The sequence below is a fragment of the Nocardioides sp. Soil796 genome, assembly GCF_001429525.1.
In the GTDB taxonomy this organism is placed as follows: Bacteria; Actinomycetota; Actinomycetes; order Propionibacteriales; family Nocardioidaceae; genus Nocardioides.
Genome location: NZ_LMSQ01000020.1, coordinates 256,147 through 269,974 on the forward strand (window position 1 = coordinate 256,147; position 13,828 = coordinate 269,974).

The following is a 13,828-nucleotide window of genomic DNA, read 5'->3' on the forward strand; positions in this document are numbered from 1 at the left end:
CCATCAGTCCATCCCGAGCGGGCCGACGGAGTCGCCGGAGAGGAACTGACGCACGAACGGCATGTCGGAGTTGAAGGCTTCCTCGGTCTCGCCGTAGTGGATCAGCTTCCCGCCCCACACGACACCCACGTAGTCGCTGACCTTGCGGGCGGTGCGGATGTCGTGGGTGACCAGGACGTAGGTGCCACCGTGCTCGGCGTGCATCTTGAGGATCAGGTCGTTGAGCAGGCTGGTGCGGACCGGGTCCAGACCCGAGTCGGGCTCGTCGAACATCACGACGCTGGGGTTCAGCACCAGTGCGCGAGCGAATCCGGCTCGCTTCTTCATGCCGCCGGAGACCTCACCTGGATACTTGCCGACCGCTCGGGTCAGGCCGACCTCCTCGAGGTGGCCCATCACGATCTTGCGGATCTCCGACTCACGCTTGTCGGTGTGCTTGCGCAGCGGGAACGCCACGTTGTCGTAGATGTTCATCGACCCGAACAGGGCGCCGTCCTGGAACAGCACGCCGAAACGCTTTCGGATCTCCTGCCGCTCCTTGGCAGAGATGCCCCAGATGTCCTGGCCGAACACCTCGACCACACCCGAGTCGGGTTCGAGCAGGCCGACGATGTGCTTGAGCAGCACGCTCTTGCCGGTGCCCGACGGGCCGAGGACCGTGGTGATCGCGTCGTCAGCGAAGTCGATGTTCAGCCCGGTCAGCACGTCGAAGGAGCCGAACGACTTCTTGACGTTCTTGATGTTGACGCTGTGCGTCACACCGTCCGCGTGGTCTGCCACGATGCCGTTGCTGTAGATGTCCTCATAGGACCTGGTCTCACCCTCGAGAGTGAGCTGCTGGTGGGACATGACGAGATTCCTTTCGGGAAGACGTGGGTGCCGGGGCCGGCGCGCTAGAAGCTGATGGGCGCGCGGGAGAGGGCGCCGAAGAAGAGCTGCTGGAAGACCGCGCCGAGCACGCTGACGATGACGAGGTTGATCACCATCGACTTGGCGGTGGCCTTGCCGACGCCCACGGGTCCACCGCTGGCGTTGTAGCCGTAGTAACAGGCCACCAGGATGATCAGGATGCCCATGATCGAGCCCTGCAGGAGCGAGAGGATGAGGTCCTGTTGGGTGGTGAACGACCAGAACACCGACAGGTAGCCTCCGGCCGAGACGCTGTGGAACACATGGACGTTCAGGTAGTACCCCAGGATGTACATCAAGCCGGTGCCAGTGACGAACATGAACGGGGTCACGATGACGATTGCCAGGATCCTGGTGGTGACCAGGTAGGCCCGGGAGTCGAGGCCCATCACCTCGAGCGCGTCGATCTCCTCGCTGATTCGCATCGACCCCAGCTCGGCGACCAGGCCGCAGCCGACCTTGGCCGACAGGATCCAGCCCCACATCTCCGGGGCCACGGTGTAGTCGCCGGTCGAGCTGAACACCGCGGTGTAGCCACCGGCGCCGAGCTGGGCGAGCAGGTAGTGCGCCTCGAGCGCGATCTCCGCGGCGAGCATGCACATCATGAACCAGATGATGAAGGTGCTCTTCAGGATGATGATGCCGGCCTGGCGCAGCACCTCGGTGCCGTAGTGGCGGACGTCGGGGAGGCTCTTGAACACCCCGAAACTGAACGTGGCGATGCTGCCGAGGTCCGCAAGAAGTGAGGAACCGTCGCTGTATCCGCCCATGCCGCCGGCGCTGGCGGCGCTCGGCTGGTTGTCGTCCTCGTCCTCGCCCTCGTCGGACCGGTGCGTGGCATCGTGTGTCGTGGTTGTCATGGGAGCCCCTACCTACTGATCAGCATCTCGGGGTTGAGCCCGAGCATCGTGGCGTTGACGATGAAGTTGAAGACCCAGACCGCGGCGAACGAGAGCACGACGGCCTCGTTAACGGCCCGGCCGACGCCCTCGGCGCCGCCCTTGGCGGTGAGTCCCTTCTGGGCGGAGACGATCCCGATGAACAAGCCGATCAGCATGCACTTGACGTTCGTGCCGACCAGTTCGGGAACCGTCATGGAACCGAGCAGGTTGCCCAGGAAGGCGCCCGGCGAGGTCGTGCCCAGCGTGGTGGCGGAGATCATCGCCATCGACATGCCGAGGAGGCTGCCGAGGATGTTGAAGCCCACCATCATCACGGTGATGGCGATGACGCGCGGCAGCACCAGAGTGCGGATGGCGTCGATGCCGAGCACCGTGAAGGCGTCGAGCTCCTCGCGGATCTTGCGCGCGCCCAGGTCGGCGGTCATGGCCGTCCCCATCACACCTGCGACGGCCATGCCGGTCGCGAAGGGGGAGATCTCGCGCAGACTGGCGAACACGAAGTAGGTGCCGAGCCGGTTGCCCGCGCCCAGCAGGCTGACCAGGTCGTAGGCGTAGTTGGCGATCAGGAACGAGAAGCCACCGACGGCCAGGGTCACGGGGAGCCAGCAGAACCGCAGCATGTGGTACATCTCGTCGCGGGTGGCCCCCCAGTAGCCGCGGGGCTCCTTGATCGCGGTCTTGACGAGGTAGCCCAGCAGCTGCCCTCCCTCGCCGACGTCGACCAGGACCCGACGTACGCCCGACGGCGACTTGTGCATCACCCGTCCGCTGAGGGTCAGCGGCCGGGTGATGTCGGAGTTGTCCTCGGACGCCGGGCGTGCCTCGGTGTCGACACTCACCGGAAGTCTCCCTCGGCCATCTGGTGGTCGAGGTGCCGGAACTCACGCTGGAAGTAGAGGACGGCCGGGCGGTCGTCCAGGTCCACCTCGATCACTCGGGCGACCAGGATGGTGTGGTCACCGCCGTCGTAGCGCTCGTGCGCCTCGCACTCGATCAGTACGGCGGCGTCCAGCAGAACAGGCACACCGCGGTGGTCCGGCAGGAACTCGCCGCCACCGAACTTGTCGACCCCCTTGGTGGAGAACCGGTTGATCAGGTCGATGTGGGCGGCGCCGGCGATCTGGATCGACCACTGGTCGTTCTGGAGGAACGCGTCGTGGCACTGGGCCGTCTTCGCGAGGCAGACCAGGACGAGGGCCGGGTCGAGTGAGAGCGAGCAGAAGGAGCTCGCCGCGAAGCCGCGGGGCTCGCCGTCCGGCCCGGTCGTCGTCATGAGGGTGACGCCGCTCGGGAAGGCCGACATCGCCTCACGGAACTTCTCGGGGATGTTGCTGACAGGGGTGGCGGTGCTGGTCACGATGCGCTCCGTTCGTGGGCGGGCAGGGCCTGCTCGTCATGGGGGATGGCGTTGAGTGGCTCGTCGGCCAGCTCGTGATCGAGTCGTGCGGCCTTGGCACGCAGGTAGCCGAGGTTGTGCTCGTTGGGCGCGACCTGGAGGGGCACTCGCTCGGAGATGGTCACGCCGTAGTCGGAGAGCCCGTAGAACTTGGCCGGGTTGTTGGTCATGAGGCGCACCGACGTGATGCCCAGGTCGCGGAGGATCTGGGCGCCGACGCCGTATTCCCTGCTGTCGACCGGCAGTCCGAGCGCCAGGTTCGCGTCGAGGGTGTCGAGGCCCTCCTCGTCCTGCAGCTGGTAGGCCTGCAGCTTGTGGCTCAGGCCGATGCCGCGGCCCTCGTGCCCTCGCAGGTAGACCACGACGCCGGTGCCGTGCTGTCCGATCCGCTCCAACGCCAGGTTCAGCTGCTCACCGCAGTCGCACCGGCGGGCGCCGAACACGTCGCCGGTCAGGCATTCCGAGTGCACCCGGACCAGCACGTCGCGCATCCCGTCGGGGTTGCCGTGGACGAATGCGACATGCTCGGTCCCGTCCACGTCCGAGCGGTACGTGCTGGCCCGGAAGACGCCGTACGGCGTGGGCACGGCGGCGGTGGCCGTGCGCTTGACGAGGGTCTCCCGGCGCATCCGGTGGCGGACCAGGTCCGCCACCGAGAGCAACACCATCTGGTGCTCGCGGGCGAACTCCAGGAGGTCCGGCATCCGTGCCATGGTGCCGTCGGGGTTCGTGATCTCGGCGAGCACGCCGGCCGCCTGCAGCCCGGCCAGCCGGCAGAGGTCAACTGCGGCCTCGGTGTGTCCCGAACGCTGCAGGACGCCGCCGGGGCGGGCACGGAGAGGAAAGACGTGTCCGGGCCTGCTGAACTGCTCGGCGCCGACTCCCGGGGTGGCCAGGGCCCGCGACGTGATCGCGCGATCCGCAGCCGAGATGCCCGTGGTGGTCACGCCCTTGAGGTCCACCGAGACGCTGAACGCAGTCCCCCGGGGATCGCTGGCCGCCTCGACCATGGGAGGCAGGTCCAGCTCGTCGAGACGATCGCCGGCCATCCCCACACAGACGAGCCCACTGGTGTGGCGGATCACGAAGGCCATCGACTCGGCCGTCATGTGCTCGGCCGCATAGATGAGGTCGCCTTCGTTCTCACGGTCGCTGTCGTCGAAGACGACCACGCCGCGTCCGAGCCGCAGCTCTTCCAGTGCAGCCTCGACGCGCACCTGGCCGTCGTACTGCTCGTCGGTGTGGGGATCCATGGTTCTTCGCCTCGTTCGCTCTCCTGGTGGAAGGGACGGTCAGGCCGGCGTGCTGAGCACGATCGCGTAGGCCTTGTTCTCCACGCCGCCGGAGCGGTCGACGGAGATGTACTTCTGCTCGGTGTACTCGTCGAGTGCGTCGGGGCCGCCCTCGCGACCAAGGCCGCTCTGCTTGTAGCCGCCGAAGGGGTACGCCGGGTGCAGCACGTGCCAGTCGTTGACGAAGACCATTCCGGCCTCGAGCTGGCGGGCCACATCGAGCGTCCGGGCCTCATCGGTGCCCCACACTCCGGCCGACAAGCCGTAGTCGGTGTCGTTGGCGATGGCGACGGCCTCTTCGACGGTGTCGTAGGTGAGCACCGTCAGGACCGGACCGAAGACCTCCTCGCGGGCGATCTTCATGTCGTTGGTGACATCGACGATCACGGTCGGCTCGACGAAGTTGCCGTTCGCGAACTCCGCTCCACTGGGCGCGCCACCGCCGACGGCCACCTTGGCGCCCTGGGACTCAGCGGCCTCGATGTGGGCGAGCACGCGGTCCCGCTGGTCCCCGGTGATCAGCGGCCCGATGTCGGTGGCCGGGTCCAGCGGGTCGCCGATGGTCATCGTGCTGACCCTGGCGACCAACCGCTCGATGATCTCGTCACGCTTCGACGAGGGCACCAGCAGGCGGGTGCCCGCCTCGCAGGCCTGGCCGTTGTTGGCCATGCAGGCGTAGATGGAACCGTCGATGGCGACCGAGAGGTCGGCATCGTCGAGGATGATGTTCGGGCCCTTGCCGCCGAGCTCGAGGGTCACCTGCTTCACCGTGTCGGCCGATGCGGCCAGGATGCTCTGGCCCACGGACGTCGAGCCGGTGAAGGCGACCTTGCGTACGTCGGGGTGGGCGCTCAGCCGGGCACCGGCGTCCTCGCCGTCGCCGACGACCACGTTCAGTACACCCTTGGGCAGACCGGCCGCCTCGAACTCCTTCATCAGCTCGAGCGCGATGAGCGGTGCGTGCTCGTCGGGCTTGAGTACGACGGTGTTGCCGGCCAGGAGCGCGGGTGCGACCTTCCAGACAATGGTGAGCATCGGGATGTTCCACGGCACGATCGCGCCGACGACGCCGAGCGGCTCGCGCCGCAAGATGCCCTCCGCAGGGACCGGGCCGATCGCCGGGCCGGCCTTCTCGAACTCGTAGTCAGCCGCCTGGGCCGCGATGTACTGCATCTGCGCCACGGAGAGGCCGATGTGCAGGGCACCGGTGATGCGGATGGTGGCCCCGTTCTCACGGGTCTGCAGCGCGGCCAGCTCCTCCAGCCGGGCACCCATGCGCAGCGCCGTGTCGTTGATCAGCGCGGCCCGCTCTGCCGGCGGGGTGTTGCGCCAGGTGCCCTCGGCGTGCGCTGCCTTGGCTGCTGCGACCGCGGCGTCGACCTCGGCCACCCCGCCCTTGGCGACCGTGGCCACCAGCTCGCCGGTGGCGGGGCTGCGGATCTCGTACTTGTCGGCGGTGTCGACCCACTCGCCGTTGATGTGGAGGTTGTAGTGCGGAGTGCTCATGGGACTGCTCCTGTTTTCGAAGTTGCGGGGTTTGTCGTGCGGGTCAGCCGACCTGGCGGTCGCGGCCTTCCCAGAACGGGAGGCGCAGCGTCTTCTTGTCGACCTTGCCGGCCGGGTTCACCGGCAGCTGGTCGATGAAGTCGACCGTCTTGGGCGACGGGATCGATCCGAGCTCGGCCTTCACGTGGGCCTGGATCTCCTCGGTCGTGACGGTCTGACCGGGCTTGGTCACGACGAAGGCGTGGACGGCCTCGCCCCACTTGGGATGGGGCACGCCGATGACCGCCGAGCCGGCCACCGCCGGGTGGGCGAGGATGACATCCTCGACCTGCCGCGGGAAGACGTTGAACCCGCCGCTGACGACCAGGTCCTTCTTGCGGTCGACGATGTAGAGGAAGCCGTCCTCGTCGAGCCGCCCGATGTCGCCGGTGTGGACCCAGCCGTCGCGCAGTGCCTCGGCGTTGCGCGAGGAGTCGACGTACCCGAGCATCTGTCCGAGCTGGCGCGAGCAGACCTCGCCGACCTCGCCGATGGGCAGCTGGTTGTCGTCATCGTCCTGGATGCTCACGTCGACGAACGGGATCGGGCGTCCACCGGAGGCGAGCCGGCGCACGTCTTCCTCGGTGTCGACGCGGTGGTCGACCTTGCGCATGCACGACACGTAGCCGGGCTCCGTGCCGGCGTACGTCTGGATGAAGATCTGCCCGAAGACCTCCAGCGCATCCTTGAGCCGCTCGGGTGCGATCGGGGAGCCCGCGTAGATCATCGTGTTCAGCGACGACAGGTCGTAGTCGTCCCGGTTCGGGTGGTCGACCAGCAGGTAGATGATCGTGGGCACCACTGCGGTGGCGGTGACCCGGTGGGTGGAGATCGCCTTCAGCAGTCCGTCCACCTCGAGGCCCGGCAGCATCACGTTGGTGCCACCTCGGATGAACGTCGGCATCACGAAGATCTGGGTGAAGTGGGTCAGCGGCGCACCGTGCGCGAACACCTCGCCGTAGCGGGTGTCGCCGATGTCGAGGCTGGAGGTGATGCTGTAGTGGGCCCAGGTGAAGTGCGACTGCACGACACCCTTGGGCTCACCGGTGCTGCCCGAGGTGAAGAGCACGTAGCACTCGTCGTGCTCGTCGATCTCGACGTCGGGGCGGCCCGCGGGCTGCTTCTCGACGAGCGTGCCGAAGTCGTGGTCGGCGGAGTCGGAGGGGTCTCCGCCGACCCGGACGTAGGTGGTCAGTTGCGGCAGGTCGTCCCGCAGCTGCGCCACCACGTCGTCGAAGGAGGCGTGGTAGATGAGCGTGGTCGCCTCGGTCTGGTCCAGGTTGGCCTGCTGCACCGATGCCGAGGCTCTGGTCGGCATCTGCACCAGCACGGCGCCTGCCTTCCAGATGCCGTGCTGCGACGGGATGAACTCCAGGCTGTTGGGCAGCAGGAGTCCGACCCGGTCGCCCTTCTCGACGCCGAGCGAGACGAGCGCCGAGCCGATCCTGTCGGAGAGGTCGCGCAACTCGGTGTAGGTGACGGAGCGGTCACCGTCGACGACGGCGGTGCGGTCCTGGTAGTTCGTGCACGCCCTGTCAAGGACGTCCGGCATTGTGCCCCACATGACTCCTGCTTTCCTGCGATTCGCGGGCGGTCGACGCGCATCCGGTGTCGGCAATCTCCGCGGTTCTGTGATGTGTGCCACGAACCTAAAACGGGGGTGAGGACGGTCACGACCTTCCCGAGGATGAAGCCCCTGCCCCCTTGGGGTGAGGCCCCTCTCCTCCCCGGAACGGGCTACCGAACTGCCCCGGGAGAGGTGGTCGTCTCGGCCTCCTTGGGCGCGCCCATGCGCGGCTGCTGGGTCAGCAGGAGCTGAGAGGCCCACCACAGGGCAGTGGCCGCCAGCCCGACGCTTGCGAATGCGCTGAGGAAGAGCAGCCAGTCGCTCGGGTTCGCCGAGGAGTTCTGCAGGATCACCGTCGGGAACCCCGCACCCAGGACGTCGAATGCGAAGTTGCACGGGAAGAGCGCGAACAGCGCAAGGTGGTGCACCTGGCGGGTGGCCTTGAGGCTCAGCACCGCGGCCAGCACCGCGAACCCGGTGATCTGGGTTCCCTCCATGAAGGCGATGAAGAGTGGGTAGTCCAGCACTCGCCACGGCGACTCGCCGTAGTAGACGTAGAGGTCGAGGTTGATTGCGGTGATCTCGAAAGCGGCGGTCGTGCACGTGGTCAGTGCCGCGATCCTGAAGATCCGCGCCCTGGTCGTTCCCCTGCTCAGCGAGCGGTAGAGGACGAGGGCCGGAAGGCCGAACACCATGACGTACGCCGGCATGACCCAGACCGGTTGTGGCAGGCCGAAGCTGGTGAAGAGCGTCCACTGGTCGCCGTTGTCCAGCCAGTGCAGGTGGTAGGCGATGTCGTACATCGGCTCGATGAGGCTGCCCGTGGCAACGGCCAGGACCAGGACGACCGGCAGGATGGAGCGTTCGTCACGCGCGATCCTGACCGCGTAGGCCAGGAGGATCGCAGTGCCGGCCCAGAGCACCAGCGTCGCGACCGTCTGCATGGTCGTGTTCAGGGGCAGGTCGTACGGCGGCGAGGGGGGTTGGGGAACGCTGACGGAGAGGAGCATGGGCTTTCCTTCTGACAGGTCGGGGGATGCCGAACGGCCGAAGACAGAGATGTCTCCGGCCGTCGGCTGGCGGCGGTGTCAGCCGAGGGAAGCCGGGTCGAAGCCCTCTTCCCAGTAGTGCGGGGTGATCAACGGAAGGCCCAGCTGCTGGAAGACCGGGTTCTCGTTCACGAACGACGAGTCCAGGATGATCTTGCCGTCCTCGTTGAACTCCAGGAACGTGGAGCCCTTGCTGGTCAGCGTCTTTCCCTCGACGGGGAACCCTCGGTAGGTGTCGGCGCCCTCGACCTTCCAGTCCCAGTGGAAGAACAGGTGACCGTTGCCCTCGAAGGCGTCGGTCACGGTGACGGACTGGACGCCCAGACCGTTGTCGAGGTCCTTGTTGGTGAAGATCGCCAACTGCTCGGTGAACTCCGAGTCCTGGGAGATCGTGTCGCCCAGATGGTCGACGACCATCCGGGTCTCGATGCAGAACTCCTCGGAACCGGCGTACAGCTCGCGGTGGGCGCTCAGGTCGTTGTGGCGGGTCTCGGCCCACTTCTTGGCGAATTCAAGGTTCGTCATGTCAGCGCCTCTCAGACGTTCGCGGGGGTCTTGGCGGCGAATGCGACCTTGCTCGCACCCGGTACGCCGACGTCGGCCAGGATCGAACCGGAGTCCCACCACGACGACTCACGGACGATGCGTCCGTCGTCGTCGTACTGGTGGAAGGTGTGGCCCTGGGCGAAGAAGGGCTTGTCCTCGACATCGAAGCCGATGAAGTTGGTGCAGTCCTCCGGGGACCACTCCCAACGGATCAGGCCGCTCTTGTGGTCACCGATGTAGCCGCGGATGCGGAAGTTGTGCACACCGAGACCGTTCGTGCGGTCCTTGTTGGCGTACAGCGTGAAGATCCGGCCGAGGTCGCCCTTGTCACGGATCTGGTACTGGTCGAGGATCGGGTCCTCGAACACGAAGTCGTCGGCGTACATCGCACAGATCGCCTCCGAGCTGTCACGGAACGCCTTCAACCACTTGACGGCAAATGCGTAGTTCATGGTTTCTCCTTGTCTGGTCCAGCTGCTGGGTCCGTCGGTCCATGTGAGACGAACCACACGACATCGACCGTAGGAGCGACCGCGCTGGCGGACTTCCCCCCGCGGGAGGATCCCTACTGCTCTTCGGAGGGGCGCCCGGTCCGGCAGAGCGACGAGACAGCGCGGTTGCACCCCTTGGGAGATGCAAGACCCCACTTGGGGGTGACGCGCCCGCCACTCGTGCCGTCCTACCGTCGATCCGGGTCGTGACCAGACCCACCGGCACCGCCCGAGCAGCACCGCTGGGGCCCACACCTGGAGGTACGACGTTGAGCACGTTCAAGGACGCTGACGAGGTCTATGCCTACATCGGCAAGGCCATGGAGGCCTGTGTCTCCGACCCGAAGTTCGTCGAGGCAACCAAGGACGGCACGCTCGTCGTCCTGATCAAGCAGACCGACCCGGAGTCCTACATCCTGGTCGACTTCCCCGGCCAGAAGGTGCTCGTGGGGGATGCGGCAGCAGCCGCGTCCTCGACCGTGCAGCTGCGGATGAGCTCGGACAACGCGAACCGGTTCTGGCAGGGGAAGCTCAACTTCACCCTTGCCATGGCGCAGCGCAAGGTCAAGCTCGACGGCAAGCGCACCACCGCCATGGGCCTGCTGCCCCTGACCGGGCCGATCTTCGAGACCTACAAGGCCATCCTCACCGAGGCCGGCCGCGAGGACCTGCTCGTCGGCTGACGGCCGTTCCTCTCCCTCTGCCACACGGCAACGACACGACTGGAGCCACCATGACTGAATCAATCACCGAAGCCGAGTTCGACAAGGTCTTCGCAGAGGCCGAGAAGCTCTCGGAGTTCTTCCGAGAGATCGGCCCGAAGTACGACACCGAGAACACGTTCGCCTACCCGTCCATCGAGGCGTTCAAGAAGAGCGGCCTCGGGGCCCTCCCCGTGCCCAAGCAGTACGGCGGCCTGGGCGGCGACCTGCTCGCCACGTCGAAGGTGGTCAGCGAGCTGTCCAAGGGCGACTCCGCGATCACCCTCGCCTACAACATGCACTACATCATGGTCGGCATGACGATGGGCCTGATGAGCGAGACCCAGAACAAGTACTGGCTGGGCCGGGTCGCCGACGGCGACATCATGTTCGGTCCGTTCTCCGAGCAGCGCGCCGGCTTCAGCGGCCTGGCCGACATGAAGGCCATCCCCCAGGAGGGCGGCGGCTGGAGGCTCTACGGCAAGAAGGTCTGGGGCACGCTGTGCGAGGCCGCCGACATCATCACCACCAACGCGACCATCACCGACGCCGACGGCAACCTCCCGGAGAACTTCGAGGACCGGGTCAACGCCGAGTCCTTCTTCATCGGTGAGTTCCAGGTAGACGAGAACGGCCAGGGCGACGGCATCAGCATCGTGAAGACCTGGGACGCCCTGGGCATGCACGCCACGGGCACCCAGACCATCGTCTTCGACGGCTACTACGTGCCCGAGGACGGCTTCATCTGCGAGTGGCGCTCCGGCGCGTTCGGCGTACTCGAGTGGGCGTCGCTCATGTTCGCCAGCATCTACCTCGGCATGCAGTCGCGCATCCTCGAGGAGTCCCGCGCGGTCCTGTCCAAGAAGACCCTGGGTGCCGTCTTCGGCGCCACGGTTGCCGCGGACGTCAAGGTGTCCAACGTCGGGCACATCATCGACGGCGTCGGTGACATGGCCTCGCGCTACGAGCTGTCCCGCCGAGTGCTCTACCGCACCTGCACCGAGGTCACCGAGGGGTACGACGACAACTGGCCCATGGAGCTCAGGTTCCCCTACATCGGGCTGGCCAAGACCTTCATCGCGGACAACGTCATGCACATGAGCCGGCACGCCATGAGCATGGTCGGTGGCTCGTCCTTCAAGAAGGGCGCCATCTTCGAGCGCCTCTACCGCGACTCGGCCGCCTCCATGTTCCAGCCGCTGAACGCGGACCAGTCGCGCACGTTCATCGGTGAGCAGCTGCTCGCCCCGGAGGAGCTCGAGGACTGATCCGCCCCCCGATCCGCCCGGCCGTCGCAACCGCTCCCGACTCTGCGACGGCCGGGCGTTCTCCATTTCCGGCCCCGTCCCAAGCCGGCTCAACCCCAAGGGAGGACACACCCACCTCCCCGGGACGATGTGGCCGGTCCCCCGGATCCGTAGCGTCATAAGCCCAAACATCCTCAACAGGTGGTGATCAAGATGGAGACAGAAACCGCTCCGGAGGTCCTGCTCGATCGGCTCCGTCGTGAGCTGCTTCGTCTGGCCAAGGCCGAGGAGGAGATCGCTCTCTCCGAGTCCGCGAACGTGCACTACTGGGAGCCCTCGCCGCTCTCCGCAATCGCGCACCGCGCCGCGGCGACCCTGCTTCGCGAGAACGCGAGCCGGATCGGCGGGACCGCCGCATGAGTGCGACCGCTACCGTGCGTGGGACGAGGTCTGTCTGGCACACGGTCACGCTGCCCGTCGAGGGGCTCTCCCGCGAGGTCGAACGCCTGCGCCGGAACGGCGCGGTCATCACCGGCAGTCGCCGTACGGCAGACGGCTACGTCCTCACGTACGTGGTGTGACGCGATGTGGTGGTGGTTGGCCCTGGCCATTGCGAGCGAGGTCGCCGCGACTCTGTCGCTGCGGGCCTCGGAGTCCTTCACCCGTTTGGTGCCGTCGGTCTTCGTGACGATCGGTTACGCAATCGCCTTCTACGCGCTCTCGAAGGCCCTCACGAACGGCATGACCGTCGCGACGGCGTACGCCGTCTGGTCGGGGATGGGCATGTTCGTGATCGCCGCACTCGGCACCCTGCTCTTCAAGGAGCAGCTCAGCCTCACCCAGGTGGCCGGGCTCGCCCTGATCGTGGTCGGCATCATCGCGTTGCAGTTGGGCGCCACCACGGCCCAGGCCTGAGTCCGGACCGGGCGCCCGTCACGGCGTGCGTGCGAGGCTGAACGCATGGACGTCCTGAGCAGTCGGATCCTGCTGCACCCCACGAACCCGCCACGGAGCCACGCGTTCTATCGCGACACGCTCGGCCTGGCCATCCACCGGGAGTTCGGGACTCCGGGCAACCCCGGCGTGGTGTTCTTCCTGGGCAACGGCCTGCTCGAGGTCAGTGGCCAGGCAAACGAGCCGCCGCAGGGCATCGCCGTCTGGATCCAGGTCCGCGACCTCGAGGCCGAGCAGCGGCGGTTGCGGGACGCCGGAGTTCGCATCGTTCGTGAATCCCGTCGGGAGCCTTGGGGACTGCAGGAGATGTGGATCGAGGACCCCGACGGCGTCCGCCTCGTGCTGGTCGAGGTTCCGGCGGACCATCCTCTTCGCAAGGACACCCGGTAGCCGACGACCGGTCAGGTCGTGGTGCCCGCGGACGCCGCCGGGACGCGGGCGGTGAACTCGAGGATCGTCCGGCTCACCAGCCGGGGATCGTCGTACATCGGCACGTGACCGACCCCGCGAAGTGGCACCAGCTCGGCGTGCGGGATGAGGTCCCTGTAGACGCGCCCGTAAGGTTCGTAGGGAATGGTCCGGTCGGCCACCGGCCAGACCAGTCGCACCGGACAGGCGCTGTCGATGTCGAACCTGTCGATCGATCCGTGCTGGTCGATCCACCTGAGCAGCCCCTCGAGCAGCAGACAGGCGCGCGTCTCCTCCACCATCTGCAACGCGACGTCGTTCGGGATCAGGTCCCCTCGCTCGAGTGCCAGGCCGAGGGCGGCACGTCGCAGTCCGGGCCGTGACATGAGGTTCCGGGTCGACGACCACTGCGCACTCCGCCGGGTCAACCGCATCAGCCGGACGATCCGCTGCTGGGCGGCCCGGGTGTCCCAGGCTCCCGCCGGCGAGAACGCGACCACCGACATGGCCCGGCCTCGCTGGGCCAGCTCACAGGCGACCCAGCCGCCCAGGGAGTTCCCGACCAGGTGGGCACGGTCGATCCCCTGCCGGTCGAGCATCTCCTCCACCGCGTCCGCGACGGGTCCGATCCCATGGGCTCCCGCGACGAGGCCGGGGCCTCCGAGGTGACCGGCCAGGGTTGGCGCGAGGACGGTGTGCTGCTCCTCCAGGGCGGGCACCACCGGTCGCCAGATCTTCCAGGTCATGTTGATGCCGTGGAGCAGGACCAACGGGCTTCCGCCCCCGCCCCGGTGCATCTCGAGCCCAGGTGACTCGGGCAT

At 67.0% G+C, this 13,828-nt stretch carries 17 protein-coding genes; 6 read left to right on the forward strand and 11 right to left on the reverse strand.

Annotated features, from left to right (window positions below):
* Positions 1–3: 3 nt before the first annotated feature.
* The 10 genes from ASH02_RS22310 to ASH02_RS22355 all read right to left on the reverse strand — a co-directional run bounded on the left by ASH02_RS22310 (position 4) and on the right by ASH02_RS22355 (position 9,658).
* A complete protein-coding gene (locus ASH02_RS22310) occupies positions 4–849 on the reverse strand; it encodes an ABC transporter ATP-binding protein (RefSeq protein ID WP_082563881.1) in 846 nt (281 codons plus the stop codon).
* Between the two features lie 44 nt (positions 850–893).
* Complete coding sequence (locus ASH02_RS22315; RefSeq protein WP_056683591.1) at positions 894–1,769, reverse strand: ABC transporter permease; 876 nt, start codon at positions 1,767–1,769, stop codon at positions 894–896.
* A gap of 8 nt (positions 1,770–1,777) precedes the next feature.
* Positions 1,778–2,650, reverse strand: coding sequence for an MlaE family ABC transporter permease (locus ASH02_RS22320; RefSeq protein ID WP_235530134.1), 873 nt, complete (start codon positions 2,648–2,650; stop codon positions 1,778–1,780).
* On the reverse strand, positions 2,647–3,168 hold the full coding sequence (locus tag ASH02_RS22325) for a flavin reductase family protein (protein WP_200950087.1): 522 nt from the start codon (positions 3,166–3,168) through the stop codon (positions 2,647–2,649). The genes ASH02_RS22320 and ASH02_RS22325 overlap by 4 nt, the downstream gene beginning before the upstream one ends.
* Positions 3,165–4,460, reverse strand: a complete 1,296-nt coding sequence (locus ASH02_RS22330) for a bifunctional 3,4-dihydroxy-2-butanone-4-phosphate synthase/GTP cyclohydrolase II (protein ID WP_057295476.1) — start codon at positions 4,458–4,460, stop codon at positions 3,165–3,167. The genes ASH02_RS22325 and ASH02_RS22330 overlap by 4 nt, the downstream gene beginning before the upstream one ends.
* Positions 4,461–4,499: 39 nt before the next feature.
* Complete coding sequence (locus ASH02_RS22335; protein ID WP_056683597.1) at positions 4,500–6,005, reverse strand: aldehyde dehydrogenase family protein; 1,506 nt, start codon at positions 6,003–6,005, stop codon at positions 4,500–4,502.
* Between the two features lie 43 nt (positions 6,006–6,048).
* Positions 6,049–7,596 carry an acyl-CoA synthetase gene (locus ASH02_RS22340; protein ID WP_235530135.1) on the reverse strand — a complete coding sequence of 516 codons (1,548 nt, stop codon included), beginning with the start codon at positions 7,594–7,596 and terminating at the stop codon, positions 6,049–6,051.
* A gap of 185 nt (positions 7,597–7,781) precedes the next feature.
* Positions 7,782–8,621: a hypothetical protein gene (locus tag ASH02_RS22345; RefSeq protein ID WP_056683603.1), complete on the reverse strand. Its 840-nt coding sequence runs from the start codon at positions 8,619–8,621 to the stop codon at positions 7,782–7,784.
* Between the two features lie 78 nt (positions 8,622–8,699).
* On the reverse strand, positions 8,700–9,185 hold the full coding sequence (locus ASH02_RS22350) for a hypothetical protein (protein ID WP_056683606.1): 486 nt from the start codon (positions 9,183–9,185) through the stop codon (positions 8,700–8,702).
* An 11-nt stretch (positions 9,186–9,196) separates the two neighbouring features.
* Positions 9,197–9,658: a nuclear transport factor 2 family protein gene (locus tag ASH02_RS22355; RefSeq protein WP_056683609.1), complete on the reverse strand. Its 462-nt coding sequence runs from the start codon at positions 9,656–9,658 to the stop codon at positions 9,197–9,199.
* Between the two features lie 245 nt (positions 9,659–9,903).
* Between ASH02_RS22355 and ASH02_RS22360 the strand changes: the two genes are divergently transcribed.
* From ASH02_RS22360 to ASH02_RS22380, 6 genes are all read left to right on the forward strand, one after another.
* Positions 9,904–10,380 (forward strand): SCP2 sterol-binding domain-containing protein, encoded by a 477-nt coding sequence (locus tag ASH02_RS22360; protein ID WP_235530136.1) that lies wholly within the window; start codon positions 9,904–9,906, stop codon positions 10,378–10,380.
* Positions 10,381–10,430: 50 nt separating this feature from the next.
* Positions 10,431–11,666 carry an acyl-CoA dehydrogenase family protein gene (locus ASH02_RS22365; protein WP_057295477.1) on the forward strand — a complete coding sequence of 412 codons (1,236 nt, stop codon included), beginning with the start codon at positions 10,431–10,433 and terminating at the stop codon, positions 11,664–11,666.
* A 192-nt stretch (positions 11,667–11,858) separates the two neighbouring features.
* Entirely contained in the window at positions 11,859–12,065 is a 207-nt protein-coding gene (locus tag ASH02_RS22370) for a hypothetical protein (protein WP_156388746.1), read from the forward strand.
* Positions 12,062–12,226, forward strand: a complete 165-nt coding sequence (locus ASH02_RS26265; protein ID WP_156388747.1) for a hypothetical protein — start codon at positions 12,062–12,064, stop codon at positions 12,224–12,226. Before ASH02_RS22370 ends, ASH02_RS26265 begins: the two co-directional genes overlap by 4 nt.
* A 4-nt stretch (positions 12,227–12,230) precedes the next feature.
* Positions 12,231–12,560 (forward strand): DMT family transporter, encoded by a 330-nt coding sequence (locus ASH02_RS22375; RefSeq protein ID WP_056683622.1) that lies wholly within the window; start codon positions 12,231–12,233, stop codon positions 12,558–12,560.
* A 45-nt stretch (positions 12,561–12,605) separates the two neighbouring features.
* Positions 12,606–12,989, forward strand: a complete 384-nt coding sequence (locus ASH02_RS22380) for a VOC family protein (RefSeq protein ID WP_056683624.1) — start codon at positions 12,606–12,608, stop codon at positions 12,987–12,989.
* 11 nt (positions 12,990–13,000) lie between these two features.
* Here the strand turns inward: ASH02_RS22380 and ASH02_RS22385 are convergent, their stop codons facing one another.
* Positions 13,001–13,828, reverse strand: a complete 828-nt coding sequence (locus tag ASH02_RS22385; RefSeq protein ID WP_156409834.1) for an alpha/beta fold hydrolase — start codon at positions 13,826–13,828, stop codon at positions 13,001–13,003.